26 protein-coding genes are annotated in these 24,384 nt (G+C 42.5%); 10 read left to right on the forward strand and 16 right to left on the reverse strand.

Translation table 11 applies throughout. The features are described from left to right. Nucleotides 1-2: 2 nt before the first annotated feature. Nucleotides 3-1,616, reverse strand: a complete 1,614-nt coding sequence (locus MTTB_RS06500) for a thiamine pyrophosphate-binding protein (RefSeq protein ID WP_248564200.1) — start codon at nucleotides 1,614-1,616, stop codon at nucleotides 3-5. A gap of 69 nt (nucleotides 1,617-1,685) precedes the next feature. Here MTTB_RS06500 and acs point away from each other — a divergent pair, with 69 nt between their 5' ends. After that, nucleotides 1,686-3,638 (forward strand): acetate--CoA ligase, encoded by a 1,953-nt coding sequence (gene acs / locus MTTB_RS06505; RefSeq protein WP_248564201.1) that lies wholly within the window; start codon nucleotides 1,686-1,688, stop codon nucleotides 3,636-3,638. Here acs and MTTB_RS06510 read toward each other — a convergent pair. The 5 genes from MTTB_RS06510 to rnz are packed head-to-tail and all read right to left on the reverse strand — an operon-like array spanning nucleotide 3,633 to nucleotide 7,341. Beyond that, entirely contained in the window at nucleotides 3,633-4,088 is a 456-nt protein-coding gene (locus MTTB_RS06510) for a dCTP deaminase (RefSeq protein WP_248565306.1), read from the reverse strand. The genes acs and MTTB_RS06510 overlap by 6 nt on opposite strands. Nucleotides 4,089-4,135: 47 nt before the next feature. Next, a complete protein-coding gene (locus MTTB_RS06515; RefSeq protein ID WP_248564202.1) occupies nucleotides 4,136-5,107 on the reverse strand; it encodes a roadblock/LC7 domain-containing protein in 972 nt (323 codons plus the stop codon). Nucleotides 5,108-5,120: 13 nt separating this feature from the next. Next, complete coding sequence (locus MTTB_RS06520) at nucleotides 5,121-5,708, reverse strand: class E sortase (protein ID WP_248564203.1); 588 nt, start codon at nucleotides 5,706-5,708, stop codon at nucleotides 5,121-5,123. Between the two features lie 3 nt (nucleotides 5,709-5,711). Beyond that, a complete protein-coding gene (locus MTTB_RS06525; protein ID WP_248564204.1) occupies nucleotides 5,712-6,443 on the reverse strand; it encodes a mechanosensitive ion channel family protein in 732 nt (243 codons plus the stop codon). Further along, on the reverse strand, nucleotides 6,421-7,341 hold the full coding sequence (rnz, locus tag MTTB_RS06530) for a ribonuclease Z (protein ID WP_248565307.1): 921 nt from the start codon (nucleotides 7,339-7,341) through the stop codon (nucleotides 6,421-6,423). The genes MTTB_RS06525 and rnz overlap by 23 nt, the downstream gene beginning before the upstream one ends. Nucleotides 7,342-7,424: 83 nt before the next feature. Between rnz and nadC the strand changes: the two genes are divergently transcribed. Then, a complete protein-coding gene (gene nadC / locus MTTB_RS06535; RefSeq protein ID WP_345894000.1) occupies nucleotides 7,425-8,252 on the forward strand; it encodes a carboxylating nicotinate-nucleotide diphosphorylase in 828 nt (275 codons plus the stop codon). 139 nt (nucleotides 8,253-8,391) lie between these two features. After that, nucleotides 8,392-8,736 carry a hypothetical protein gene (locus tag MTTB_RS06540; RefSeq protein ID WP_248564206.1) on the forward strand — a complete coding sequence of 115 codons (345 nt, stop codon included), beginning with the start codon at nucleotides 8,392-8,394 and terminating at the stop codon, nucleotides 8,734-8,736. Between the two features lie 5 nt (nucleotides 8,737-8,741). Here the strand turns inward: MTTB_RS06540 and MTTB_RS06545 are convergent, their stop codons facing one another. The 3 genes from MTTB_RS06545 to MTTB_RS06555 form a co-directional block, all read right to left on the reverse strand. Next, complete coding sequence (locus MTTB_RS06545) at nucleotides 8,742-9,296, reverse strand: ZPR1 zinc finger domain-containing protein (RefSeq protein WP_248564207.1); 555 nt, start codon at nucleotides 9,294-9,296, stop codon at nucleotides 8,742-8,744. Continuing rightward, a complete protein-coding gene (locus MTTB_RS06550; protein WP_248564208.1) occupies nucleotides 9,293-10,255 on the reverse strand; it encodes a 3H domain-containing protein in 963 nt (320 codons plus the stop codon). The genes MTTB_RS06545 and MTTB_RS06550 overlap by 4 nt, the downstream gene beginning before the upstream one ends. 68 nt (nucleotides 10,256-10,323) lie before the next feature. Then, a complete protein-coding gene (locus MTTB_RS06555) occupies nucleotides 10,324-10,671 on the reverse strand; it encodes a roadblock/LC7 domain-containing protein (RefSeq protein ID WP_248565308.1) in 348 nt (115 codons plus the stop codon). Nucleotides 10,672-10,793: 122 nt separating this feature from the next. On the opposite strand from MTTB_RS06555, the gene MTTB_RS06560 reads away from it, so the two are divergent. Genes MTTB_RS06560 through MTTB_RS06580 form a run of 5 tightly spaced genes read left to right on the forward strand, consistent with a single transcriptional unit; the run spans nucleotide 10,794 to nucleotide 14,851 of the window. After that, nucleotides 10,794-11,855: an N-acetyltransferase DgcN family protein gene (locus MTTB_RS06560; protein ID WP_248564209.1), complete on the forward strand. Its 1,062-nt coding sequence runs from the start codon at nucleotides 10,794-10,796 to the stop codon at nucleotides 11,853-11,855. 1 nt (nucleotide 11,856) lies between these two features. Then, nucleotides 11,857-12,213, forward strand: coding sequence for a cell division protein SepF (sepF, locus tag MTTB_RS06565; RefSeq protein WP_248564210.1), 357 nt, complete (start codon nucleotides 11,857-11,859; stop codon nucleotides 12,211-12,213). A 17-nt stretch (nucleotides 12,214-12,230) separates the two neighbouring features. Beyond that, nucleotides 12,231-13,190, forward strand: coding sequence for a DUF2226 domain-containing protein (locus tag MTTB_RS06570; protein ID WP_248564211.1), 960 nt, complete (start codon nucleotides 12,231-12,233; stop codon nucleotides 13,188-13,190). Between the two features lie 16 nt (nucleotides 13,191-13,206). Then, nucleotides 13,207-13,986, forward strand: coding sequence for a cell division ATPase MinD (gene minD, locus MTTB_RS06575; protein ID WP_248564212.1), 780 nt, complete (start codon nucleotides 13,207-13,209; stop codon nucleotides 13,984-13,986). Nucleotides 13,987-14,011: 25 nt separating this feature from the next. Then, a complete protein-coding gene (locus tag MTTB_RS06580; RefSeq protein WP_248564213.1) occupies nucleotides 14,012-14,851 on the forward strand; it encodes a carbohydrate kinase family protein in 840 nt (279 codons plus the stop codon). 67 nt (nucleotides 14,852-14,918) lie between these two features. Here MTTB_RS06580 and MTTB_RS06585 read toward each other — a convergent pair whose 3' ends face one another. From MTTB_RS06585 to tfrB, 6 genes are read right to left on the reverse strand one after another with little or no spacing between them, the layout of a single operon-like run. Further along, on the reverse strand, nucleotides 14,919-15,674 hold the full coding sequence (locus MTTB_RS06585) for a TatD family hydrolase (RefSeq protein WP_248564214.1): 756 nt from the start codon (nucleotides 15,672-15,674) through the stop codon (nucleotides 14,919-14,921). A 14-nt stretch (nucleotides 15,675-15,688) separates the two neighbouring features. Further along, nucleotides 15,689-17,431 (reverse strand): glycine--tRNA ligase, encoded by a 1,743-nt coding sequence (glyS, locus tag MTTB_RS06590; protein WP_248565309.1) that lies wholly within the window; start codon nucleotides 17,429-17,431, stop codon nucleotides 15,689-15,691. A gap of 12 nt (nucleotides 17,432-17,443) precedes the next feature. Beyond that, the gene (gene dcd / locus MTTB_RS06595) at nucleotides 17,444-18,049 is read right to left on the reverse strand and encodes a dCTP deaminase (RefSeq protein WP_248564215.1); all 606 of its coding nucleotides are present in this window, start codon (nucleotides 18,047-18,049) and stop codon (nucleotides 17,444-17,446) included. A 1-nt stretch (nucleotide 18,050) separates the two neighbouring features. Further along, the gene (locus MTTB_RS06600; protein ID WP_345894026.1) at nucleotides 18,051-19,175 is read right to left on the reverse strand and encodes a DUF1512 family protein; all 1,125 of its coding nucleotides are present in this window, start codon (nucleotides 19,173-19,175) and stop codon (nucleotides 18,051-18,053) included. Between the two features lie 13 nt (nucleotides 19,176-19,188). Continuing rightward, nucleotides 19,189-19,911, reverse strand: a complete 723-nt coding sequence (locus MTTB_RS06605; protein WP_248564216.1) for a TrmJ/YjtD family RNA methyltransferase — start codon at nucleotides 19,909-19,911, stop codon at nucleotides 19,189-19,191. Continuing rightward, a complete protein-coding gene (gene tfrB, locus MTTB_RS06610; RefSeq protein ID WP_248564217.1) occupies nucleotides 19,908-21,380 on the reverse strand; it encodes a fumarate reductase (CoM/CoB) subunit TfrB in 1,473 nt (490 codons plus the stop codon). The genes MTTB_RS06605 and tfrB overlap by 4 nt, the downstream gene beginning before the upstream one ends. Before the next feature lie 154 nt (nucleotides 21,381-21,534). Here tfrB and iorA point away from each other — a divergent pair, with 154 nt between their 5' ends. Then, nucleotides 21,535-23,370: an indolepyruvate ferredoxin oxidoreductase subunit alpha gene (gene iorA / locus MTTB_RS06615; RefSeq protein WP_248564218.1), complete on the forward strand. Its 1,836-nt coding sequence runs from the start codon at nucleotides 21,535-21,537 to the stop codon at nucleotides 23,368-23,370. Further along, nucleotides 23,367-23,954: an indolepyruvate oxidoreductase subunit beta gene (locus MTTB_RS06620; protein ID WP_248564219.1), complete on the forward strand. Its 588-nt coding sequence runs from the start codon at nucleotides 23,367-23,369 to the stop codon at nucleotides 23,952-23,954. The genes iorA and MTTB_RS06620 overlap by 4 nt, the downstream gene beginning before the upstream one ends. On the opposite strand, the gene MTTB_RS06625 is transcribed toward MTTB_RS06620, so the two are convergent. Then, on the reverse strand, nucleotides 23,943-24,374 hold the full coding sequence (locus MTTB_RS06625) for an ACT domain-containing protein (RefSeq protein ID WP_248564220.1): 432 nt from the start codon (nucleotides 24,372-24,374) through the stop codon (nucleotides 23,943-23,945). The genes MTTB_RS06620 and MTTB_RS06625 overlap by 12 nt on opposite strands. Nucleotides 24,375-24,384: the final 10 nt, after the last annotated feature.

A 24,384-nucleotide genomic window follows, 5' to 3' on the forward strand; every position in this document is an offset into this window, starting at 1 on the left:
GCTCATTCCCCTCCCCCATCCACATCAATGAAACCTGGTGGTAATGGGATATCCTCTTCTTCAACTCTTATTTCAACCAAAACCGGCTCATCCGCCCCAAGAATATTCGGGAGAAGATCATCTAATTCCTCCGGCTCCTCTATCCGAACAGCCTCTATATTATATGACCTTGCCAACCTGACAAAATCCGGGTTCTTAAGGCGAACCTGGTAACTTTCACCATACTCCATCTCCTGCCATTGCCTTACTATACCCAAACTGGAATTATTCAACACACAGATTATAATGGGCAAGCCCCTCTCCATTATTGTCCCAAGTTCCTGCATGGTCATCTGGAAACCACCATCCCCTGTTATCAAAATTATCTTCTTCTCGGGCCTTGCCAAGCCGACACCAATCGAAGCCGGGAGCCCATAGCCCATGGGCCCGAACGCCCCAGAATATATTAATGAGCGGCTTTCCAAAACCCTCCTATAAAGGGTAACCCAGGTCGTATGGCTTCCAGCATCATTCACTATTATCGCATCAGGGGCCAACTCAAATATCCTTGGTATAACCTGGCTAGGTTTGAGAGGATAATCCTCCAAGAGTGGCGGACAATCATATGCTGGGGGATTATCCACTGAATACTCATTCAATTCTCTGACCCAGCTGGTGGAGAAACTTAATCTAGATTTTATCCTCTTTATGAATTCCTTAACATCCATTTGGAGGTTAACATCCCCCTTGAGTGTTTTCTTATCGATATTCACGTGTATTATTGGCGAATCCCCAAATCCAGTTATTGTCCTCTCCGATATCCTGCAACCTAATGCTATGATCAAATCACAGTTTCTCCCAGCATAATTAGCTGTGGGGGTGCCCCTTGTACCTATCATCCCCAAGCATAATGGATGATCCTCGCCTATAACACCCCGCGCAGGATATGTTGTCGCAACTGGTATATCATGGGCTTCTATAAGTTCTCTGAGATCATCCTCAGCCCGAGCCCAGAGCACACCGGCACCAGCAACTATAAGAGGCCTCCTAGACGACTCTAATAAGCTGATAGCCTCCCCCATATTAGTATAGTCCCTCGTGGGAGAATATTCCACCCCCCCTGATATTATGCTCTCCCCCACCTCCTCCTGGAATATGTCCTTATTTATATTAATGTGGATAGGGCCCATAGGCTCCATCCTAGAATATAATAGGGCTCTTTTCAAGGCTGATATGGCTTCTTCACCATTCTCTGGTTTGAAGGTGTATCTTGTGATTGGCTTGAATACCTTCTCCAATTCAACTTCTTGGAATACGTTCAATCCTATCTGGGCCCGTGGAATATCCCCAGTGATCACGATCAATGGTATGGAATCCTTGTAGGCTGTTGCAACACCCATAACAAGGTTCAAGGCACCTGGCCCCCCAGTGGATATGCAGACACCTATTCCCCCGGATGCTCGGGCATACCCATCCGCCGCATGCACGACCCCCTGTTCATGCCTCAAAAGTACATGTTCAATCCTCGAAGTCCTCAAAGAATCATAAAGGGGTAACACATGTTCACCCGGATGACCGAAAACATATTTTATACCAGCATCTTCTAATAGTTTTACGATAGCATCAGAACATTTCATAGACAAAATCCCCTAAACTTAACTTTAAAATATTATCTCAAACCAAAAGTACATATAAGGTGAGATTCTATGACCGATCATCTAGATGCACTACTCCATGAGAAAAGGATATTCCACCCACCAGAAGAACTTGTTAAAGAAAGCAATATTAAAAAATGGATGGACAAAAGAAATATAAAAAGTTACTCCGAGCTCATTAAAAAATGTGAAGAAGACCCAGAATGGTTCTGGGACGAGTTAGCCCAAGAATTGGACTGGTTCAAACCCTACACTAAAATATTGGAATGGGATCCACCATATGCAAAATGGTTTGCAGATGGTAAATTTAACATAGTCCACAATGCACTTGACAGACACGTTAAAGGATGGAGAAAAAACAAGATAGCCTACATATGGGAAGGAGAAGATGGTAGAAAGAGAAAATTAACATACTTCGACCTCTACAAGGAAGTGAACCGCCTAGCAAATGCACTAAAGGAACTAGGAGTCAAGAAAGGGGACAGGGTCAGCCTCTACCTTCCAATGATACCAGAACTGCCCATTGCAATGCTAGCATGTGCAAAAATCGGGGCAATACACAGCGTAGTCTTCTCAGGATTCTGGGCCAAGGCATTCAAAGAAAGAGCCATAGACGCAGGGGCCAAGATAGTGATAATAGCGGACGCATTCCACCGACGAGGAAAAATCATAAAACTCAAGGACACACTAGACACAGTCATAGACGATATACCCACCATAGAGAAGGTCATAGTCGTGGAAAACCTGAAAACAGAAGTGAACATGAAAGAAGGAAGAGACATCTTCTGGGACGACCTCCTAGAAGGACAGGAGAAAGAATGCGAAACCGAAATACTAGGAGCAGAGGACACACTATTCATACTCTACACCTCAGGTACAACAGGCAAACCCAAGGGCGTGGTACATACACATGGAGGATACGCCGTGGGAACCTACACAACCATGAAATTCGTCTTCGACATCCGAGACGATGACATCTACTGGTGCACAGCAGACATAGGATGGATAACAGGCCACAGCTACATCGTCTATGGGCCGCTGATAGCAGGGGCCACATCAATACTATACGATGGTGCTCCAGACTATCCAGACCCTGGAAGACTCTGGAAGATGATAGAAGACTATGGAGTTACAATATTCTACACAGCACCCACCCTAGTAAGAATGTTCATGAAATACGGTGAAAAATGGCCCCAGGCCCATGATCTGAGCAGTTTAAGGTTGCTGGGGTCCGTGGGGGAGCCCATAAACCCAGAGGCGTGGATATGGTATTATGAGAATATTGGTGGAAGAAGATGCCCCATAATGGATACATGGTGGCAGACCGAAACAGGAATGCACCTTATCACACCATTACCCATAAATCCACTGAAGCCGGGCTCGGCATATAAACCTTTCCCAACCATAAAAGCTGATGTACTAGATGACGAGGGTAACAGTCTAAGGGATGAGGGAGGCCACCTTGTAATCAAGACCCCATGGCCTGCAATGTTCAGAACATTATACAAGGACGAGAAACGTTACATTGAAACCTACTGGAGCAAATTCCCAAACATTTACCTTACAGGGGATGTTGGGAGGATAGATGAGGATGGCTACTTCTGGATACAGGGTAGGGAAGATGATATCCTAAATGTGGCAGGTCATAGGATAAGTACGGCTGAGGTTGAATCCGCCCTTGTAAGCCACCCATTCGTGGTGGAGGCTGCAGTTGTCGGGAAACCAGACATACTCAAGGGAGAGGAGATAGCAGCTTTTGTAATATTAAAGGAGGATGTTGAACCAACCCAACACCTCAAGGGAGTGCTTAGAGAGCACGTGCGTAAGGAGATAGGCCCTATAGCAACTCCAAGTTATATCGGGTTCGTGGATGATCTTCCCAAGACCCGCTCAGGTAAGATAATGAGGCGGATAATAAAAGCGAAACTTATAGGGGAGGAAGTAGGTGACACGAGCACCCTCGCGAATCCCGAGGCTGTTGATGAACTGGAGAAGGCATTATAGCGGCTCCTGATAGCTTCCATTGTATTCCCCGGATCCCTTAACCTTGAATACGATGGCCTGTGCTATCCTCTCCCCTCTTTTTATTTTATATTCAAAGTCCCCGTAATTGTAGATTAGGAATCTTAGTCTGCCATGGAATCCCGGATCTCCGAGTGCTGTGTGCACTGCTATAAATGATCTTAGTAGTGTTGAACGGGGAAGGTATATCATGGCATAACCCTTTGGGATTTTTATTTTCCTGTCCACAGTTACAAGATAGGCTTTTTTAGGTTTTAAATTATAGATTGGAGGTTTTAACCTTCGGAGTTCTGGTAATCTTTTTTTATCATCTAAAAGAGATGCTAGGCTGGCCTGTTCAAAAACCTCGTCAAGGCGCAGATCTATACCCGCCGGTTGTATTAGGTCTTCGAATTCTGGGAAAAGCCTCCTAAGTTCCTTTTCTCCTAGCATTGTCCCTGCTCCCACTAGCCTATTCAATGTAAGGGGGGATAAAACCCTTATGATGATTCTTCCCAGATCTTCCTAAGTTCTGGGTGTATCCCATTTATTATCCCAAGTTTTTCCATTGCCGTACCATATGTTTTATGGATTGACTTGAATTCTGGCCTTATCATACCCCTAAATGCATCATATCCCATTACTCTACCATAGTTTTCTGTTATCGCCCATATTATCCCATTAAGGCCCTCTATGATGTCCTCCACCCTATTTTGAGACTTTTCTATATTGGACCTTATGGTGTCAAATTCTATGGCCGCATTTGCCTTAACTTCCACACCTTCAAGGATCTGTGGACATTCATTATATGGTAACGACTTCCTCAACATTCCCCTGGCTGGTGCCACTCCCATTATTTTACTGGCTCCAATTGACATTGCAAGTAGTATGTTCTCATATATTTCAAGTACTAAGCCGATTTTTTCTTTTTCAGCAGCAGGTACTTCAACTTCCTTTTCCATGGTGGGGAGCGAAATCGGCGGTTTTATTTCAGGTAACCCTTGGGGCTCCTCTGGAGGGGTGGCTTCCTCCCCTTCCTCGGGTAAACTTTTAACCTCACCTGTGGGGGTGGTTTCCCCTTTTATTGGGGCCTCAGTAACCTTCTCACTGATAGTTGGTGTTTTCTCTATCCTGTGGAGTTTTTTCCTGTTTTTTTCTGATACGAGGATTATGTGACCAAGGTTAGCGCCTTTGTCTGCTATTACTATAATGTGTATATCTTCAATATCCAATAGTATCATTTTACTTTCTTGGAATTCTAGGATTATCGTCTTACAGCGGCCCTGTCCAGTTCTCTTAAGCAGTTTTCGTGATGATTCGTTTATAACCCTCGCCATGGATTCTATTTGTCCTTTATCCATCTTCTCCAATGTTATCCTATCATAGAGGATGCTCTGATCATCCATTACCATTATACCATTAAATCCATTTACTTTCTTGAAATCCTGGTAAATTTCATCGAAGATGTCCATCTTTTTGAACCTCTTATTGGATGTTTACAAGTTCACAATATGTTATCCATGCAGCGTCCGTTCTCCCCGGCGGGTAACATGTTATGAGCATTAGTTTCGCTTTTCCTGTCTGTGCGAATCTTATGGGGTTTTCCTTGTAATCCCATCTTATATCCTCGCCATTGGATACTACCTTGTATGTGTATTTTTTAGAGTTTATGAAGTCCTCTATTATTACCATGTCACCTGGCCTTAAATTTCCTATTAACTGGAAAGGCCCTGAATATCTTGTTCTATGCCCCAGTAGGCCGCAGTCTCCGGGTTCCCCTGGCATCACACTCTCAGGGTAATGGTAGACGGAATCGTAGGCGTTAACCGTGTCCTCCCTTATCCAAACTTCCAAGCCTATCCTTGGTATTATCAGTTTTCCTATGATAGTATGCCCCGTGTTAGTGTGTAGTTCAGGGTTTAAAAGTTCCTTTGGGGCTTTCTTGTAATCTTCGAGGTGGCGTTGTGAAATTTTCACCTTTTCAATGTCCTGGCATCCCTTTATTATGATAAGAGATGAAACCATTATACAGATAATGATTATAATCATCGAGTATATTTTATATCTTCTCATTTTTCACCTGTTAATAAGTTTCTTGATATTTTCTCCTATCAGGGACCTATAATGGGCGACTTTATCTGTTTTATCCGTCCAGGCTGTTACCTTGGCGATCATACCAGTGTCCGCAATCTCTAATATGATGAGGCCAGGTTCTGGTTCTGTTAAGATACCATCTATTTTTTTGATCGTATCTTTTATCTTCCCTTCAAATTCTTTTATATCAGCCTCCATTGGTATGTTTACCTTGAGATCTATCCTACGTTTATGTGATGCTGTATAATTAACATATGGGTTTTTGGAAAATGAAGAATTTGGTATTGTTATAATCTTATTGTCAGAAGTGCAGATTGTTGTTGTCCTGAAACCCATCTTTATAACCGTACCCTTCTTGTTGGAAACTTCGATCACGTCACCAACCTTGAAACTCTTATCCGCGAGTATGAAAAGCCCTGATATGAAATTCGCTAGAGTATCCCTAGCAGCAAAGCCCACCGCAACACCTACTATCCCTATACTAAGGATTAGTCCAGTAAGGTCAATCCCAAACCATTTCAAGATCAAGGCCGCTGCTAATACATAAAGGGTGTACTTTATTATATCATTCAACACATGTATTACTGTCAGGTCTAACTCCCATTTTTCCGCGCTCTTATAAAGTACTCGGGAAACCCACTTTACTACAATGAATGTGACGAGTACTGTAACCCCTATAACTATTAAACCTTCAACTATCATCTTTGGTTGCATATTTCCTCACCTCAACAGACATGAGGTCATGGGCTACTATAGTATCCCCAAATATTTCCCTAGCCGCCCTTTCAATAATATCCGAACGCTTATAACGGGTGCTGAGGTGTGTTAAGATCAAATTCTTCACATTAGACCTTTTAGCAACCTCGGCAGCCTCAGAGGCCGTGGAATGTCCGGTTTCCAAGGCTTTATCCTCCTTACCGGCCTCGAATGTGGCCTCATGTATGAGTATATGGGAGTCCCTGGCCAATTTCACAAGCTCCTGGGACGGTCGAGTATCACCCGAATATGTTATCTTAATACCCTTGCGCGGTTTTCCAAGAACCTCCTCCGGTCTTATTATCCTATTACCTAAACGTACTGGGATACCCCTATGTAACTTCCCAAAGGCCGGTCCAGGTTTTAAACCCAACCTTATAGCCTTATCCCTTAAAAACCTGGGCCTTTTCTTTTCCTCAAAACAATATGATAAATTAGGTACCGTATGCTCTGTCTCAGCACAACTTATAACATATTCCTCCTTTTCTATGATCTTACCAGCGCCTATCTCATGCACATAAACATCAAAATTCATCGAAAAATATCCAAGCTTCAACGCCACCTTAACCATCCCCCTCAAGCCCTGGGGGCCGAATATGTGTAAAGGTTCCTCCCTCCCCCTGAACGCCATTGTCTGGATCATCCCCGGCAAACCCAAAAGGTGGTCCCCATGTAAATGACTTATGAATATCTTCTCTATCTTCATCGGACTCACCTTTGCCTTCGCCATCTGCCGCTGGGTCCCCTCTCCACAGTCAAACAAGAACACTTCACCGAATGCCTTTAAAGCTATTGCACTATGGTTTCTTTTCTTGGAGGGTATTGCCGCTGACGTTCCAAGGAATATCAGTTCCATTTTTATCACGCCATCCCCCTTTTATAAAAGGGTTTATAATCCCCATTGTTAATATATCATAAAGGGTGAGCCCTTTGATTGATATGATAAGGAAATTAATAAAAGAGGATGTGGGCTTCGAGGATATAACAACTAACGCACTTATAGAGGTTGGCTTGGAAGCTGAAGCAGAGATCATCTCCAAGGATGATGGTATAATAGCCGGGGTTGAGGTTGCAGAGACCACATGTGATAATTTTAATCTAGACTTCAAAGCATATAAGTTAGATGGTGATAATGTCAAAGAGGATGAAATCATACTCACAATGAAGGGGGATGCAAGGCACATCCTCCTGATTGAAAGAACCCTCCTCAATCTCATGATGAGGATGAGCGGCATAGCCACCACCACATATAATCTAGTACAAAGGGCGCGAAGATACAACCCCAATATTATAATAGCAGGAACCCGTAAGACAACACCCGGCCTCCAATGGTGGGAGAAACAGGCCATCCGTATTGGTGGTGGTGACACCCACCGTTTCAGACTTGATGATTGTGCCATGATAAAAGATAACCATATTTCCCTCATCGGAGACTTGGAAGAGGCCATAAAGAAGGTTAGATCCTACATAAGTTTCACAAAAAAGATAGAAGTAGAGGTTGAATCTGTTGAAGACGCCATCATAGCTGCAAGGTGTGGTGCAGATATAATACTCCTTGATAATATGAGACCATCAGTTATCAAGGATGTTATCCGGGCCCTTGAAATGGAGAACCTCAGGGATAATGTTATCCTCGAAGCCTCCGGGGGCATAAACCCTGATAATATTGACGAATATGCTGCTACTGGGGTTGATGTGATCTCAATGGGGTTTATCACCCATTCAACGCCCGTGGTGGATTTAAGCTTGGAAATAAGGAAACTATAGCTTGTTTTAATCCTAATTAAAGTTGTCTTTAATATTCTCTAAGATATGATCCCATCCCATTTAAAAAGTTTAAGCTTTTTTCAATTATCCAAATATTTATATAATCGGGCACCTAACATATGATGAAGGAGGTAATTTCATGGTCCAAGAAAGTGAAAAGGAAGAATTACCATTCGCAAAGGCCGAAGTTGTAAGGCTTATGAAACAACACCTTGACAGCGACAAGATGATAAGAGAAAGAGTCAAAGTTGAAATGAACAAATTCCTAGGTGAAATATTAGCGAAAATCTGCAAGGAATTAAACAAATACCCCTATGCGACAGTAGAATATGACATGTTCAAAGAATGCATATACCCCTATAAGAACATAGAAAGGATAAACAAGGAAAAAGAGAGGATAATAAAACATTTAGAGGCTATAAAAGCGGACTGCGACTCCCTGGCCATGGACGTTGAACGTACAATGAAATTAAGAAAAGAATAATAGGATCATCTCTCAATTGTTATAAAACCCGTTTTAAGTTTTTTGATTTCCGCACTGGTTAACTTGCGCTTTGAAACCCTTGGATGGGCTATGAAGCTCTGCCCCATAGGATCCTCCACTACAACCTTAACCTTTTTCTCACCACTCCTAACCCTTCTAAGATCCTCAAGTAACTCAAGGGATCTTTCCCGGGCCTTTTCATCCTCAAATAATTTTAATGCCATCTTAACAGCTGATTGGAATCTTTCAATAACCCCTTCAATATTTGAAATATAAGCTGTTGACCTTGGCCCCGGCTCAACCTTCAAGCCGAGTTCTGGTATCCTTATAGTGGCTGATTGTGATTTAACCACCCTCGCATTTAAAGTTTCAGGTTCTACCCATAGAGAATATCTCATCGGATCTCCATGGTCTAGGCAGAGAACGTCACTGTAACGGTATCCACATTCATGGCATATTAGCGTGGATTCCATAACCTCTCCAAAGTATGGTATCTTCTCCAAGTGCGTGGTTATCCCCAATGATTTCTTGGCATGACATAATGGACAGTCAATTTTCATTGTTGATCATCTTCTCCTTTGTATAGTAGTCCTTTTTTGTCGAGCTCCTCGACTATTTTATCGAGACTCTCTTTATCTGGTGCGCATATTATATGCGAATGTATATTATTTGATAACCTGTAGAGCCTTTCAAGGTCCCTTTTCCGTTTAGGGTTGCTTTGAAGCCTGTCAAGGAACCTCTGAGCCTCCCGCGGATCATACACGTTCACTTCCCTTTTAAGGGGCTCTTTAAATCCTGGTATATAATAGGCGACGTCTACTATACGCCCACCACATTTCCTAATCACTATATCTATCACTTCACCTAGCTTATCTACCGAATGCTTTAATGTTATCAGTTTGCAATGTTCTCTTATAAACGATAGCATCCTTTTCACAGTACAGGTTACGCTTTCATTGTCAATCACTGGTACATCATGTTCCTTCGCTTCATTGACTAGATGATCATGTATGATCCTGTTTTCTTTGAAATATTCAAGATGCTTACCGCCCCTTTTGATCTCCATGGCCCTTTTGACGAATCGTTCCTTATGGAGTTCTTCATCCGCGGATAATATGAAAAAATGTATTGAAGCTTCATCTTTGAATTTGGCTATGTCCAGGAGGCCCGGGATTAAATGCACTCCCTCGATGACTATGTCATCCGCATCGTCGATAGCCCTCTTTATGACTTTTTCAATGGCGGGTATGACGAAGGAAGCATGTTCTTCAAAACCCGCGCTTACTAGAGATCTATAGTCCTCGAATCTTTCTTTATCCCTTAGGGCGGTGTAAGCATCAAATGATGATCTGTGGAGTACGGGAGCATAATCCGGTCCAATGATCCCCCTTACAACTTCCCGGATAAAATCTGTTTCTATAAGATGTTTTATATTCAGTTCACTGGCTATGGCAGCGGCTATTGTGGATTTGCCTATGCCGGAGGCGCTTCCTATCAATATTACATATGGTTTCCTCAATATCCCTACTCTCCAAAGGCCATATATTATGTTCTTGCGAATCTTTTAGCCCAAAGGAAGATCCAAGTTCATGTTAATAGATCCTTCACCCTCTCCGCACTTCTTTTCATCTCGAGCCTTATTAGTCCAAGGTTTATATCAACATCCGTTATAACTGCGAGTATGCCTTCACCAGCGTCGATCATCAACGTTTTACCCCTGCTACCCTCTATCGTCACCTGTTCGAGCGGTTCTTGTTGGATCTCCTCAGCTGACCTCTCAGCCGTACCGAACACTGCTGATGCCATTGCAGCTACAAGTTCAGCGTCTATACCGGATGGGACTTCGCTCTCTATTATAAGACCATCCTTTCCAACAACCAGAGACCCATTAACACCATTAATCCTGCCCAGATCCTTAAGCACCCTTTCAATCATTTCAACCATATTACCTATCCCCTAGCTTTATATATTCATCAACTATTTATTATTAGGTAAGCACACATAACTAATTAAAGTTTCTATTATCTTCAAACATTAAAGTTTTAAGGAGTGATTCTTTGTACATCTTATCTTCTGTAAAAGAACTTCAAAAACTCAACCCATTCATTGTAATAGGCTGTGGTGGTGGAGGAGAAAAATTCGCAAACTTCGAAGGCGTGGAAACAGTAGGATTCGTAGACGATGACCCATCAAAGCATGGAAAAAAATTCTGCAATTCCATAGTATCATCAAACCTCCTCGAACTCCTCAAAAAGACACCCGCAAAGAGCGTTGCCATAATGTTACCCATCGGAGCCGAAGGAACCGCACTAAAGTATGCAGTCCAAGCAATAAACGAGGGCAAAAATGTTGTAACCTCATTCAGATCACTACCACTCGCCGAAAACCAGTCACTCGTAAAATTCGCACAAGAAAAAAAAGTAAAAATCCTAGAAATAAGCCCCCGTTTAGATAACGTCCGCAAAGTCATGGGAGTCGTCCCACCACACTGCACAGAAATCCTGCCAAAAATAAACTACAAACACAAAACCCCAGTAATATACATAGGAGGAACCTCACAAGAATGCGGCAAAAGAACCACCACAAGGATGCTAGGCCTCGAAGCCAAAAAAAGAGGCCTGAAACCCGGAGTAATATCTACCGATGAAATGGGATTAGAAGCGCCAATTGACATTAACTTCAGGGCAGGCAGCCTCTCCGTAATGGACGTCGCAGCAGCCCTAATGGGCACAATAAAATACATAGAAGAAAAAAAGAACCCCGATATAATCTTCGTCGAAAGCCAAGCTAGTTTAACAGAAAGAAAAAACCCCCATCCAAGGGGTTTATCAGCTGCAATCCTAGTAGGGTCCATGCCAGACGCATGCATAGTATGCCACAGGCCCAGACACCCATACAGGCACCCTAGAGGCATAAAAGAAGAAATAAGGGCAATAGAGGCCGTTGAACCAACTAAGGTTGTGGGCATTTCCCTAAACCTGAGAAACATAAATGATTATATAAAAGAAAAGTTAATAAGGAAATATGAAACCCAATACAACCTTCCAGTCGCCGATGTAAAAGGGGGAGGCTCATCTAAATTACTAGATGCCATCATAGACCATATAGGAGAGGTATAAATTGCGAGATATTATAAACTTATTAAAAGAAACCATTGGCCTAGACGAGGAGGAAAAAAAAGAAGAAACCGAAACAATCATAGTACCAGAACATTCATTCTATGAGATAATATTAATGAAAGCTAAAAACCTCGAAGACATCGACGACGTTCTAATCCAGATAACAGAAGAAAAAAATCCAGTAATACTAGATTTAAGTCGTCTAAAAAAAGAATCCCTAGAAGATTTCAAAATAGCGGGGGAAAAACTAAAAAACCTAAGGGAAACAGAAAAGGCAGAAGCCATACTATTATGTAAAAACGAAAAAGAGATCATAATCATCACACCCCCAGAGATAAAACTCATCAAAAAAGAATAACAGATGGGGAGTGATGAATGGAACTACCAATCACAAGACCAACATACGTCTCCTACGGTGACGAAGTAGAATTTGATAAATTTCTAGAAAAACTTGCCAGGAAAAAACATAACGGGTTTATTAGAATCACCCACGCCTCAAGCGAAGGCCACATAATAATCAAAGATGGCACGCCAGTCGCAGCCTCATATGACAGATACATGAAATCAGAGGCCATGGAAAAAATCCTAGAAATCGTTAACAAGATGGAAACGCTCATAGAATTATTCGAATTAAAAGAATCCCAAATAGATTACATAATAGATATAAACAAGGTATATAAACTTGAACCCTCCTTTTCAAGAAAACTCAAACCACCAAAAATAGAAGAACACCCAAAAATAACACCAATAAAAAAACCCACACCAAAACCCAAAGAACCACCAACAGAAGAAAAACCCACACCAAAACCCAAAGAACCACCAACAGAAGAAAAACCCACACCAAAACCCAAAGAACCACCAACAGAAGAAAAACCCACACCAAAACCCAAAGAAGCTCCCGGACTTGCTGAAACAACAAAAAAACCTTTGAACAGAGAAGAAGTGATGAAAAAATACGGATTGAAGGATATTGACGAAGAAGAAGTTGAAAAAGTCCTTGAAAATTATAAAGGGGGTGCCATGACTACAATAGATATAGAAAGAGTGGAATTGACCCTGATGAACAAAATAAAAAAAGCAATAATAGGCATCCCCAATATAAAGAGCGTTGAAGTCATGGTCTTCCTAGAAAACATGCCCGAACTTGAAGGGGACATGAAAGTACTCATCGAACGCGAGAACACAGGACTATTATCCCGTCTAATGGGCGGAGTAATGAAAGAAGAAGAACTAAAAGAACACATTATCGATATAATCGAAATGGAGATAAAAAAGACATTCAGAGGTTATCCCGAAATCATAGAAAAATTTAACGTGAATATCGAAATACATTAAATTATGGGGGCATAAAATGACAAGAGTCATAACAATAGCTTCTGGTAAAGGAGGAGTTGGCAAGACAATAGTCGCAGCCAACCTAGGAGTCGCACTCGCAAGCTACGGCGAACGTGTAATCGTACTAGATGCAGACATAGCAATGGCCAATTTAGAGCTCGTACTTGGGATGGAAGGCAAATCCGTCACCTTACACGACGTACTCGCAGGCAAAGCCGACATAGAGGAAGCCATCTATGAGGGTCCAGAGGGTGTGAAAGTAGTCCCCGCCGGCATATCACTCGAAGGGTTGCGTAATGTGAAACTAGAACGTTTAGAGGAGGTATTATCCCAACTACTCGAAGATACCGACATCCTACTAATTGACGCCCCAGCCGGCCTTGAAAAAGATGCCATAACAGCGCTAGCTGCTGCTGAAGAACTTTTACTCGTCACAACCCCCGAGATCCCCTCCATAAGTGACGTTCTCAAGACAAAAATCATCGCAGACAAACTAGATGTTAAAATCATAGGTGTTATAGTGAATAGAGAACAACATGACAAGACCTTCCTAACCGTCGATGAAATCGAAACCATACTAGAAGTCCCAGTGATCTCAGTCATACCCGAAGACCCTGAAATTAGCAGGTCAGCAGCATTTGGCGAGCCTATAATTATAAAAAATCCTAAATCACCGGCGAGCAATGCCATAATGAAGTTAGCCGCGGATCTATTAGGTAAAGAGTTCCATCCAATCGAACCAGATAAGAGAGGGATTATCTCAAAATTAATAGCAGGTTTAACAGGGCGAAGATAAACCCTCCCATGGTGGGGGATTTCTTTTGGATATTGTAAGCGTGGGAACCGCCAACATAGATTTCATCCTAAAGGTTCCATCCTTCGTAGAACCCGATACTGAAATGAACATTGAAAAGTTACATCTCTCACCAGGGGGATCAGCCCTCAATTTCGCAGTCCACGCCACCAGAAACGGCCTAAGAACGGGTATAATAGCAAAGCTTGGTCTGGACTATTTCGGGGATATAATCTATAATAGACTCAAAAATGAAGGAGTTGACATCAAAGGAGTCTCAAGGACCAGCAGACGTACTGGGATGGCATTCATAAGCGTGGACGAGGCTGGTAGAAGATCCATATACTCATTCATAGGGGCGAACAAAGAGCTTACAATCGGAAAAAAGGAGATAGATTATATCTCAAAGGCTGATCTAATCCACCTCGGGGGCACATACCTTGAAATAGCATTCCCAGCAGCTGAACATGCGAATCTCCTCTCATTTGCACCTGGGGCTCTTCTGGCAGCTTATGGCATGTCCACACTGAGACCAATACTCCAGAATGCGGATGTCCTTTTTCTCAATGAACATGAACTTAAACTTTTAACAGGTAAATCCCACAAAGAAGGTGCTAATCTCCTAGTCGATGAAGGAATCCCCCTAATAGTAATAACAAGGGGAAGTAAAGGCGCAGAAGTTTATACAAGAAAGGACACGGTCAAATACAAAGTTAAGGAAATTAAGGCCGTGGACACAACCGGTGCAGGTGACGCCTTTGCCGCGGGTTTCATAGCATCATGGATAAAAGGTGAAAGTTTAAACTCAAGCCTCAAAAGAGCCCATGAATGCGCTCTGAAAAATCTTAAAAGATTAGGCGCAATATAATCTTTTATCGGCAAAAAAAGACTAATGTGGGGATGGATTCAAAAATACATATTCCGTGCGTGGAATGTCAAATTTTAAAAAAGTTTTCAGCGTTCTTTGAGGATACTCTAACTATCTCCGAGTCATTGAAGCCTTCAAGGCGCATTTTATGAACTGTTTTCGGCACTGACAATGGATCTGATGGTGCAGAGCTCATGTCACTGTTTAACATGAACTTGTCTACACCATATTCTTTCATGATCATAACAGCCTCAAATGGCATCATTTTACCCGGTTGTACAGTGAGTCCAAGCATTGATCCATAATCGATGACCTCCTTGATTATCTCTGTATTTACATGATCTATTAACACCCTTGAGGCGTCGATATTATCCTCGAGGACTTGTAAGAGAATCCCCACAATCTTCCTTTTGTTTTTGCGGGGTGTGTGTATTATCACAGGGATTTCCAGTTTATCAGCTAACTCCAACTGTTCCTTAAAAACCTTTATCTCTAACCGCGTTCCTTTTTCAATACCGATCTCTCCTATGGCCACAGCCCTTTTATCCTCCAGAATTTGTGGTAAGTTCCCTATTACCATTTTATAGTCTCTTGGTATGCTTCTTGGGTGTATTCCCACTGCTACATATAATTTGATTCCATTTTCTTCCGCGCGTTGAACGTCAACTTTTAGTAGTCGTTGTATGTGTTCAAAGGTGACTGCTGAGACTTTCATTGGCAGGGGGTCATGGGCGCATGTTATGGCCTTATCTATTCCTGCTATTGCCATTTCCTCGAAATCTTCATATGGGCGCGTGTCTGAGTGTATGTGTGCGTCTATCATCTTATTTTCACCTGTTAACCTTGGATTTTATAGGAGTGTGAAAGATCCCGGAATCTCATCTTCCTTTTCAAGAGGTCCTCCAGGACTCTTGTAAGTTCTTTTATTGGTATTCTGACCTGTTTTGTGTCGTTCCTATTCCTTAAGGTGACTTCATGATCCTTGAGTGATTGATGATCCACCGTAACCGCAAATGGCACTCCTATCTCATCTATACGAGCATATCTTCTACCTATTGTACCCGATGCATCAAATTCTGCGATGAAACCATTATCTCTAAGATCCTCTTTTATCTTTAATGCTAATTGGACAAGCTTTTCTTTGTTTACTAGGGGCAGGACTGCAACCTCCACTGGTGCTATATCAGCTGGGAAGTTAAAGTATGTCCTATCATCCTCTTTTTTATATGAGTGGAGTAGGAGTGAATATATTATCCTGTCAATGCCAAAGGATGGTTCTATCACATGGGGGAATATCCTTTCACCTTTTATGGTTTCCTCAACTTCCTCAAATTCAAGGTCTTCCCCTCGTAATGTGTAGGTTTTATCTAATTCGAGTTTGAATTGGCCGTTTTCTTTAAGTTCCCTTTTAACGGTTTTCGGATCCAAGTCTTCTAGGGCCTTTATGATCTTTGCCGCGTCCTTTTTAAACCTTGGACCGATTTTATCCATCCTAGCCTTAACTATCTCCCTTTTTATTATCTTGGGTTTTTCATATTCTACGAAAACCCTGAGGTCTTCTTTGCTGTGTTCGCTATGAGATCTGAGGTCGTAGTCTGTCCTGTCTGCTATGCCTATTATTTCGATCCACCCGTATCTGTTGGTTTTTATTTCAACATCCCAGCAATCGATCGCATAATGGGCCATTTCTGTTGGAAGATGTTGGCGAAATCTTATAACCTCCTCTGGTATCCCTATATCGACTAGGAATTCCTTTGCTAGCCATAGGTGATATGTTAAAAGTTCACTTGATATTATACCCTTTTCAGCGGCTTCTCCTGCTGTTATTATTATGGGTTTTTTGCCTTTTTCCTGGTTTTCTGCTGGGTGGAGTTTTAGCTTTTCTGATCTTATCATGTGGAATTTTGGGTGTGTCTTCTCCTCGGGGTTTACGAATATTTCTGCTTCTGCTTGTGTGAATTCTCTGAGTCTAATGACGCCCTGGCGGGGTGATATTTCGTTCCGGTAAGCTTTTCCGAGTTGGACGACACCAAAGGGTAATTTGTTTCTGAAGAATCTTAGGAGTCTTTTAAATGGTGTGAATATGCCCTGGGCTGTTTCGGGTCTGAGGTATCCTATCTTTTTGCCCTTTGCCCCTATTAGCGTCTGGAACATGAGATTGTAACTCCAAACGCGTGTAAGGTGCCCGTCACAACGTGGGCATCTTATCTTCTCATTGGAGATTATCTCTGTGAGTTTCTGGTTCTCCAAGCCCTCAACGTCCCTGCCTGTGGCTTCCTCGATCAGGTGATCCGCCCGGTATACCTCATTGCACTCTTTGCATTGGGTCATGGGATCATTGAAATGGTCCACGTGACCTGAAGCTTTAAAAACTTCCTCTGGCATTACTGTGGGCGATTCCATCTCATAGAATCCCTCTTTTATGATATAGTATTCTCGCCATTTGTTCATGATCTTGTTCTTTAACAGGGCCCCTAGTGGACCGTAGTCTACGAATCCAGCCACTCCTGAGTATATTTCAAAGGATGACCATAGGAACCCTCGTTTTCTCGCGATCTTCATCACTTCTTCGTGGCTCATCATTTATCCCTCTTACTCCTTTTTTGTTCTGAGTTTTCTGAGTTCATAGTCTTCTTTTATCTTGCTTGTTTCAGGTTTGAGTTGACCCATATATTTACTTTCTCTTTCAGGATGCCCGTAGGGTTTTTCTGCTGGTGATGTCATCGTCTCGAATACAATCTGGCATACTCTCTGTTTTGGGTAGAGTGCCACTGGCATTTTACCAATATTCGAAATTTCAAGGGTGATACGGCCATGAAATCCCGGGTCTATGTATCCTGCTGTGACGTGCATGGTGATCCCAAGTCTTCCAATGGATGATCTTCCCTCCACCCTTGCGACGAGATTGTCTGGTAATCCTATATATTCATATGTTGTGGCCAGGGCAAATTCCCCTGGGTGTATTATGAAGGATCCTCCGTCTTCTATATGATATGATTCCATGTAGGATTCTATGTCCCCTGGTTCTTGGGGGTCTATACATGGTTTTCTTATGATCTTGAATCCCTTGAATTCGTTCCCTATCCTAAGATCTACTGATGATGGTTGTATTTGCCTTTCAGGATCCTCTAGGGGGTCTATGATTATCAGGCCCCTTTTTAGGTACTTTTTTATGTCATGGTCGCTTAGGATTGCCATATTATGTGTCTCCCTTTTCATCATCCTCTTCTTCTTTTAATTTTATGATAGATGGGTCTTCGACGATGTTAGGTATGCCGCAACTGTTACCCACCCCTACAACTAGTATGTTCCCCTCCCCTGTCCTTTCTATGCTAGCCTTAACCCTTTCGAGGGCTGTTTCACATCCCCTGAAGATTTTCTTATCCATCTGGGTTATTGCCTCTTCCGGACCCATCTTGATCACTATTGAATCTATTTCGATATCGCCTTTGAGTATTTTATCCTCGATGAACCATTTTTCGACTCCAGTGCCTCCGATGACGATACCAACACCCTCCGCGACTCTACCTGTTTCCTCACCTTCCATTTTAACAGCCGCATCCACCATTATAATCTTCTGGATGTTGAACCTGTCTATTAGTGTGTTCACAGCCCTCGCAATCTTACCCAACCTTGCCCCGGGCCCTTCTGGTCTGAGTATGATGAGTTTTCTACCATTGTATTCCCTCTTTGCATAGATCATCTCATCTATGGATTCTATTTCGTCATCCTTTTTAAGGAGCATGGCTGTTGTGAGCGGACCCGCACCGTCACCTACTGGGAGGCCCTTGGAGAATGCTTTCGCCCCATTATATTGGGCTTTGAATATTCTCATGATGAGTGGCATGTTCATTTGTAGGGCGAGGAGTATCTGGAGGTTTCCTGTTTTCTTTGCTAATTCGAAGTTGTGCCTTATCATCTTATATACGCTGTTAAGTCCTATGGCAACCTTGAGGGTCATTATTATATTCGCTTTTGTTTCTCTGCTCGCATCTGGGGCTATAATGTTGACCATATTTTTGAATCGGGATTCGCTTAACTCTAATATTTTGTTGAATTTTTGGACTATACCATGGGGGTCTAGGTCTGTTGGGGGTACTATGAAGAAGTCTAGGAATTCATTAACCTTTTCCCGAATCTCCTTGTCCCCATTGGAGAATTTGATTATCGTGTCCCTTGATTCTTTCACCATGTTCTCCATTTCAATTAAGGCCTTTTGTAGTGTTGAGAATATTCGGATCCTCATTATAATTGGTAGGAATATGATGAGGACTATGAAGAATATTATGCTAAGGATGTCCCAATTTCCTATTCCAAAAAACAGTGCAAAAACCCCCCTATAGTTCGTTTTTTATCCTTCTAAATATGCCCTTTAGGGTGTGGGCTTCTCTTCCTGTGATGAAAGCTCTCCCTATGAGGTTCTTGAAGGCTCTTAAGGCCACTCTCCTCTTATGGTCTGGTAATCCTAATGAGGATATTATATCCTCCATATCAGATACCAGGAGTCTCTTTTCAAGTCCTGAAGCCTCCTCAACCCCTTCAAGGTTATAGTCTCTTTCCTTGAATATTTCATAGAATATTATCGCGGCTGCGTGTGAAACATTCATTATAGGATATTCCTGGCTTGTGGGTATGCTCACGATAATGTCACATTCTCCTATTTCATCATTTGTGAGGCCGTTTCCTTCTCTACCGAATAGTATGGCTATCTTCGCCTTTGTATTTAATGCCTTTGCAAATTGTTCTGGTCTGAGGGGTGTTCTTGCTATCTTGTAGCTTCCACCAGGCACTCCCGTTGTGCCGATGATGAAGTCCGGTGAAACTTCCTCTAGCATCTCATTGAGGGATTTGAATTTTATTGAATTTTCTAGGATGTCTGTTGCGTGCATTGCATGTAAGTATGCTTCATCGTCTAATTTGCATGGGTTTATGAGGACCAATTTTTTTAATCCGAAGTTTTTCATGGTCCGGGCTATGAAGCCGATGTTTCCTGGTGTTTCGGGTTCGACGAAGACCACGATGATATTATTTTCGAGCTCTTTTATTCTTTCTTCTTTCATTTTCCATCATATGCTAGGTCTAGTAATTCTAGTATGTTCATGACTTTGATGTTTCCTAGTCCTTCTCTTTCGAGGGAGTCTTTTATGTGTAATTGGCAGAATGGGCATATTGTTATGACCGCGTCTACGTCTAATTTTCTTATCATCTCTGCTTTCTTTTTCCCTAGACTATATGCTAGGTCTGGTTTTCCAGATTTCACACCACCCCCGGAGCCGCAGCACTGGTCTGGTTTTTCCATTTCAACAAATTCCAGGCCCTTTATCTTTCCGAGTATCTTTCTTGGTTCTAGTCGCACTCCCTGGCCCCTTGCAAGGTGGCATGGGTCATGGTATGTTACTCGCATGTTCACCGGTTTCATGTCCTTTGTGTTGAGGTTTTCTGATAATAGTTCGCTTATGTCCAGGACGTTTAATTTTAGGCCGTATTTTGGGTAGTCGTTTTTGAGTGTGGAGCCGCAGCCTGCGCAGACTGTTATGATAGCATCATATCCTTGTAGTGCTTTCCTGTTTTGGGCTACAAGTTCCTCTATTATGTCTGTTTGTCCTGTGCGTATCATGGGGGAGCCGCAGCATACTTGATTTTTTGGCACGTCGATTTCTATTCCATGTTTTTTCAGGACTCTGAGTAGTGCTAGTCCTACTTCTGGGATCCTGTAGTCTACTAGGCATCCTGTGAAGAATCCTAGTCTTGGATTCTCACCCTCCAATTCTAGGGATTCTATGAATCCCTCCTTTATGTGTTCAACCGATCTTCCAGTCTCTTCTATGAGCTTTTTAACCCTCTTGTGGGCTTCTAATGGTCCGATGTCCTGTTTGCATGCTAGTGCTCTTAATTTTTCGATGGCGTCTCCTGGTACGTTCAGTTGTTTTGGGCAGATTTCTTCACATTTTGCACAGGTTGTGCAACAGTATAATCCCTCTTTGAATCCTTCCTCGGCCCTGTCTGCCTTGTCTCGGGGGTCGAAGGCGAATTTTGACAAGTAATTCATGAAGTATGGTCCTGCGAATTCTGAGCTCTCTTTGATAACCGGACAAGCAGCTATACATGAGAAGCATTCAATACAACTTCTAAGCTTCTTTGAGTCCATGTAATCTTCCGGTCTGATCTCCTGGAGTCCCTCACCAGACGATTCTAGGTATAATCTCATTTGGCGTGCTTTTTCCTCTATTTCGCTCCTGTCAACTATGAGATCCTTTATTACTGGGAAGTCTAATGGTTCTATCAATGCTCCATCCCTTACTTCCGCTTTACATGCTAATACCACTTCACCATCCATTTTAACCGCACAGGACCCGCATTGACCGGCCCTGCACGAGCTCCTGAATGCGACGTTAGCCCCGTATTCATCATTGACCAGGTTAAGGGCGTCGATTATCCTCATCTTCTCCTTAAATGGGATCCTATACTCTTCAATGAATGGTTCATCGTCCTTTTCCGGGTCGAACCTTAATATTTTAACTTTTATCATATCCTTTTTATCTCCAAAATTTTTTGGGGAAATTATAAAAGTCTAGTAAAATCAGATTGGAATTATAAAACTTTTAAATTTTTTTCATTATTATAATTTTCCCCACACACGGGGTGATTCTCCTAAAATCTAAAATTTAATGGTAGGTGATCATATGACCAAAATCCTAGAGGCAAGGGACGGTGATGAACTTTTCCTCCTAGGCAATGAAGCCGCTGCAAGGGCAGCCATAGAATCTGGGGTGGCTGTTGCAAGCACTTACCCTGGAACGCCATCATCAGAGATAGGGGATGTCCTCTCAAGGATAGCATCCAAGGCGGGCTTATACTTTGAATTCTCGACAAATGAGAAGGTTGCGGTGGAAGTGGCTGCAGCGGCAGCAGCCTCTGGTGTGAGATCATTCACCTTCATGAAACATGTAGGACTTAACGTTGCATCAGACTCACTTATAAGCATAGCATATACCGGAGTCGAAGCAGGAATGGTCATATTATCTGCAGATGACCCATCAATGTTCTCATCACAAAACGAACAAGACAACAGACACTACGCAAGCTTCGCGAACATCCCCCTCCTCGAACCATCAAACCCCCAAGAGATCCTAGACTTTACAAAATACGCCTTCAATTTATCTGAAAAATTCAAAATACCAGTATTAGTCAGGACAACAACAAGAGTATCCCATATGAGAAGCAGAGTAAAAGTGGGTGAAATCAAAAAGATGAGGAAAAAAGGCCAATTCAAAAAAAACCCCAAAAGATTCGTCCTCGTACCATCAACCGCAAGGACCATGCACAAACAACTTATCAAGAAAACCGATAAAATATCCAAGATCGTGAACAAGTCCCAATACAACCAAATCCACCACAAAACCGACAGCAAATATGGGATCATAACAAGTGGCGGTGCATTCAACTACGCCCACGACCTAATAAACGAAAAAGAACTCCCCATATCCATACTAAAATTAGGATTCACATACCCCTTCCCCCACAGGATAGTATCAAAATTCCTAGAAGACCTTCAAAAAGTCTTCATAATCGAAGAAGTCGACCCCATAATAGAAAAAAATGTACTATCCATAATCGGCCAAGAAAACCTCGAAGTAGACGTCCACGGGAAACTAGACGGCACATTCCCAAGAATCTACGAATACAACCAGGACATAATAGAAGCCTCCATTGGAAAACAAATACCACTAAAAATTGAAAGAAAAAAGCCCCTGAAACCCCATCTCCCCGAAAGACCCCCAACATTCTGTCCCGGATGCCCCCACAGGGCAACCTATTACTCCATTAACAAAGCACTTGAAAAATTAGAAACTGATGCCATCTTCTCAACCGATATCGGATGCTACACACTAGGTATAGAATCACCATATAATACAGCAGATTACCTCCTATCAATGGGATCAAGTATAGGGGCGGCCTGTGGCTTTTCCAAGGCAACAAGGCAGAAGATAGTGTCATTCATAGGTGATTCAACATTCTTCCATGCTGGAATCCCACCACTCCTCAACGCCGTTCATAACAAACATGATTTCCTCATTGTAATCCTAGATAATAGAACAACCGCAATGACAGGAGGACAACCACACCCCGGCCTCCCATTCGATGGTATGGGCAGCGAAGCCCCAGCCATCCCCATCGAAAACATCGTGGAAGCCCTTGGCATAAAATTCAAAGTGATAAATCCCATGAATATAAAAAAGAGCATCAAAACCTTCAAAGATGCTCTAACAAAGGACTCGCTTAATGTTGTGATCGCAAGATACCCATGCCAACTTACAATTAAAGCAAAGGGAAAACCAGTTAAAGTAGATAACAATCTCTGCAACGAATGCCTAGAGTGTATTAATAAACTCGCATGTCCAGCCATAATATACGATAACGGCATCAAAATAGACCACAGATACTGTCGAGGATGCGCCGTTTGCATCCAAATCTGTCCAGAAAAGGCCATAAAACCTGAAAGGGGGAGTTCAAGGTGAAATTATCATATGACATTTACATCTGTGGTGTTGGCGGACAAGGAATCATAAAAGCTGGTGAAATCATAGGATGGGCTGCTATGAAAGAAGGGATGAACGTGGTGATGAGTGAAATACATGGAATGGCCCAGAGGGGTGGTGGAGTATCTACCAACCTCAGGATAGGCAAGGCAAAAGGTACCATAATCCCAAATGGCCATGCAGATCTCATGATGGCATTCGAACCCCTCGAAGCCCTAAGGGCCATTGACAAGATAAAAAAGGACGCCCACCTGGTGGTTAATCTGACACCTATTCCACCATTTAACATAAACCCGGGGGAATATCCACCAGTAGATGAGATAATAATGGAGCTTAAAAAGGTTTCAAGGAATGTATATGCCTTTGATGCCGACAGGATGGCCTTAGAGGCTGGACATCCCCTTTCAATGAACATGGCCATCTTGGGTGCTGCCACGGCCACCCCAAACTTCCCCCTATCCCAGGATGTTATAATAGAATCCATGAAAGAGAACTTGCCCAGCAGATTCTTCAAGGTTAATCTGAAAGCATTCAAGGGGGGTTTCATGAGCTTAGAGGGTTGAAATGTCCTCTGCCGATAATAGTGGCACTCCAGCCCCCCTTAATACCCTTATACCCTCGTCGATGTCTTCTGTCCTTATCACAACAATCGCTTTTTCACCCTTTTTTTCCACGAAAGCATAGATATATTCAACATTCATATCCGCCCGTGTGAGGATACCTAATATCTTATCAAGTCCTCCAGGCCTATCAGGCACTTCAACAGCTATAACATCATTAAGTTTAACCACGAAATTGTTCTCTTCAAGGACCTTCTTCGCCTGTTCAGGGTCTGGGACCATAAGCCTTAATATCCCGAATTCTGACGTGTCAGCGATGGATAAAGCCCTTATATTTATGTTGGCCTTGGCGAGTGCATGTACAGCCTTTTTTAATCTTCCCTTCTTGTTTTCAAGGAATACAGATATTTGTTTCACTTTCATTCTCAAGTCC

It is taken from the genome of Methanothermobacter tenebrarum (genome assembly GCF_023167465.1).
GTDB lineage: Archaea > Methanobacteriota > Methanobacteria > Methanobacteriales > DSM-23052 > Methanothermobacter_A > Methanothermobacter_A tenebrarum.

Excerpts from the sequence above, each read along its gene's own strand:
- nadC (WP_345894000.1), top strand. The coding sequence starts at position 7,425 with ATGATAAGGAAATTAATAAAAGAGGATGTGGGCTTCGAGGATATAACA.
- MTTB_RS06540 (WP_248564206.1), top strand. The coding sequence starts at position 8,392 with ATGGTCCAAGAAAGTGAAAAGGAAGAATTACCATTCGCAAAGGCCGAA.
- tfrB (WP_248564217.1), bottom strand. The coding sequence starts at position 21,380 with ATGATAAAAGTTAAAATATTAAGGTTCGACCCGGAAAAGGACGATGAA.
- rnz (WP_248565307.1), bottom strand. The coding sequence starts at position 7,341 with ATGGAACTGATATTCCTTGGAACGTCAGCGGCAATACCCTCCAAGAAA.
- MTTB_RS06500 (WP_248564200.1), bottom strand. The coding sequence starts at position 1,616 with ATGAAATGTTCTGATGCTATCGTAAAACTATTAGAAGATGCTGGTATA.
- MTTB_RS06520 (WP_248564203.1), bottom strand. The coding sequence starts at position 5,708 with ATGAGAAGATATAAAATATACTCGATGATTATAATCATTATCTGTATA.
- MTTB_RS06515 (WP_248564202.1), bottom strand. The coding sequence starts at position 5,107 with ATGGACATCTTCGATGAAATTTACCAGGATTTCAAGAAAGTAAATGGA.
- dcd (WP_248564215.1), bottom strand. The coding sequence starts at position 18,049 with ATGGCAATCCTAAGCGACCATGACATAAAAAAGTACCTAAAAAGGGGC.
- MTTB_RS06545 (WP_248564207.1), bottom strand. The coding sequence starts at position 9,296 with ATGAAAATTGACTGTCCATTATGTCATGCCAAGAAATCATTGGGGATA.
- MTTB_RS06510 (WP_248565306.1), bottom strand. The coding sequence starts at position 4,088 with ATGCTAGGAGAAAAGGAACTTAGGAGGCTTTTCCCAGAATTCGAAGAC.
- MTTB_RS06625 (WP_248564220.1), bottom strand. The coding sequence starts at position 24,374 with ATGAAAGTGAAACAAATATCTGTATTCCTTGAAAACAAGAAGGGAAGA.
- MTTB_RS06525 (WP_248564204.1), bottom strand. The coding sequence starts at position 6,443 with ATGCAACCAAAGATGATAGTTGAAGGTTTAATAGTTATAGGGGTTACA.
- acs (WP_248564201.1), top strand. The coding sequence starts at position 1,686 with ATGACCGATCATCTAGATGCACTACTCCATGAGAAAAGGATATTCCAC.
- MTTB_RS06605 (WP_248564216.1), bottom strand. The coding sequence starts at position 19,911 with ATGAAAGAAGAAAGAATAAAAGAGCTCGAAAATAATATCATCGTGGTC.
- MTTB_RS06585 (WP_248564214.1), bottom strand. The coding sequence starts at position 15,674 with ATGATAGACGCACACATACACTCAGACACGCGCCCATATGAAGATTTC.
- glyS (WP_248565309.1), bottom strand. The coding sequence starts at position 17,431 with ATGAGCCACGAAGAAGTGATGAAGATCGCGAGAAAACGAGGGTTCCTA.
- iorA (WP_248564218.1), top strand. The coding sequence starts at position 21,535 with ATGACCAAAATCCTAGAGGCAAGGGACGGTGATGAACTTTTCCTCCTA.
- minD (WP_248564212.1), top strand. The coding sequence starts at position 13,207 with ATGACAAGAGTCATAACAATAGCTTCTGGTAAAGGAGGAGTTGGCAAG.
- MTTB_RS06570 (WP_248564211.1), top strand. The coding sequence starts at position 12,231 with ATGGAACTACCAATCACAAGACCAACATACGTCTCCTACGGTGACGAA.
- MTTB_RS06555 (WP_248565308.1), bottom strand. The coding sequence starts at position 10,671 with ATGATTGAAAGGGTGCTTAAGGATCTGGGCAGGATTAATGGTGTTAAT.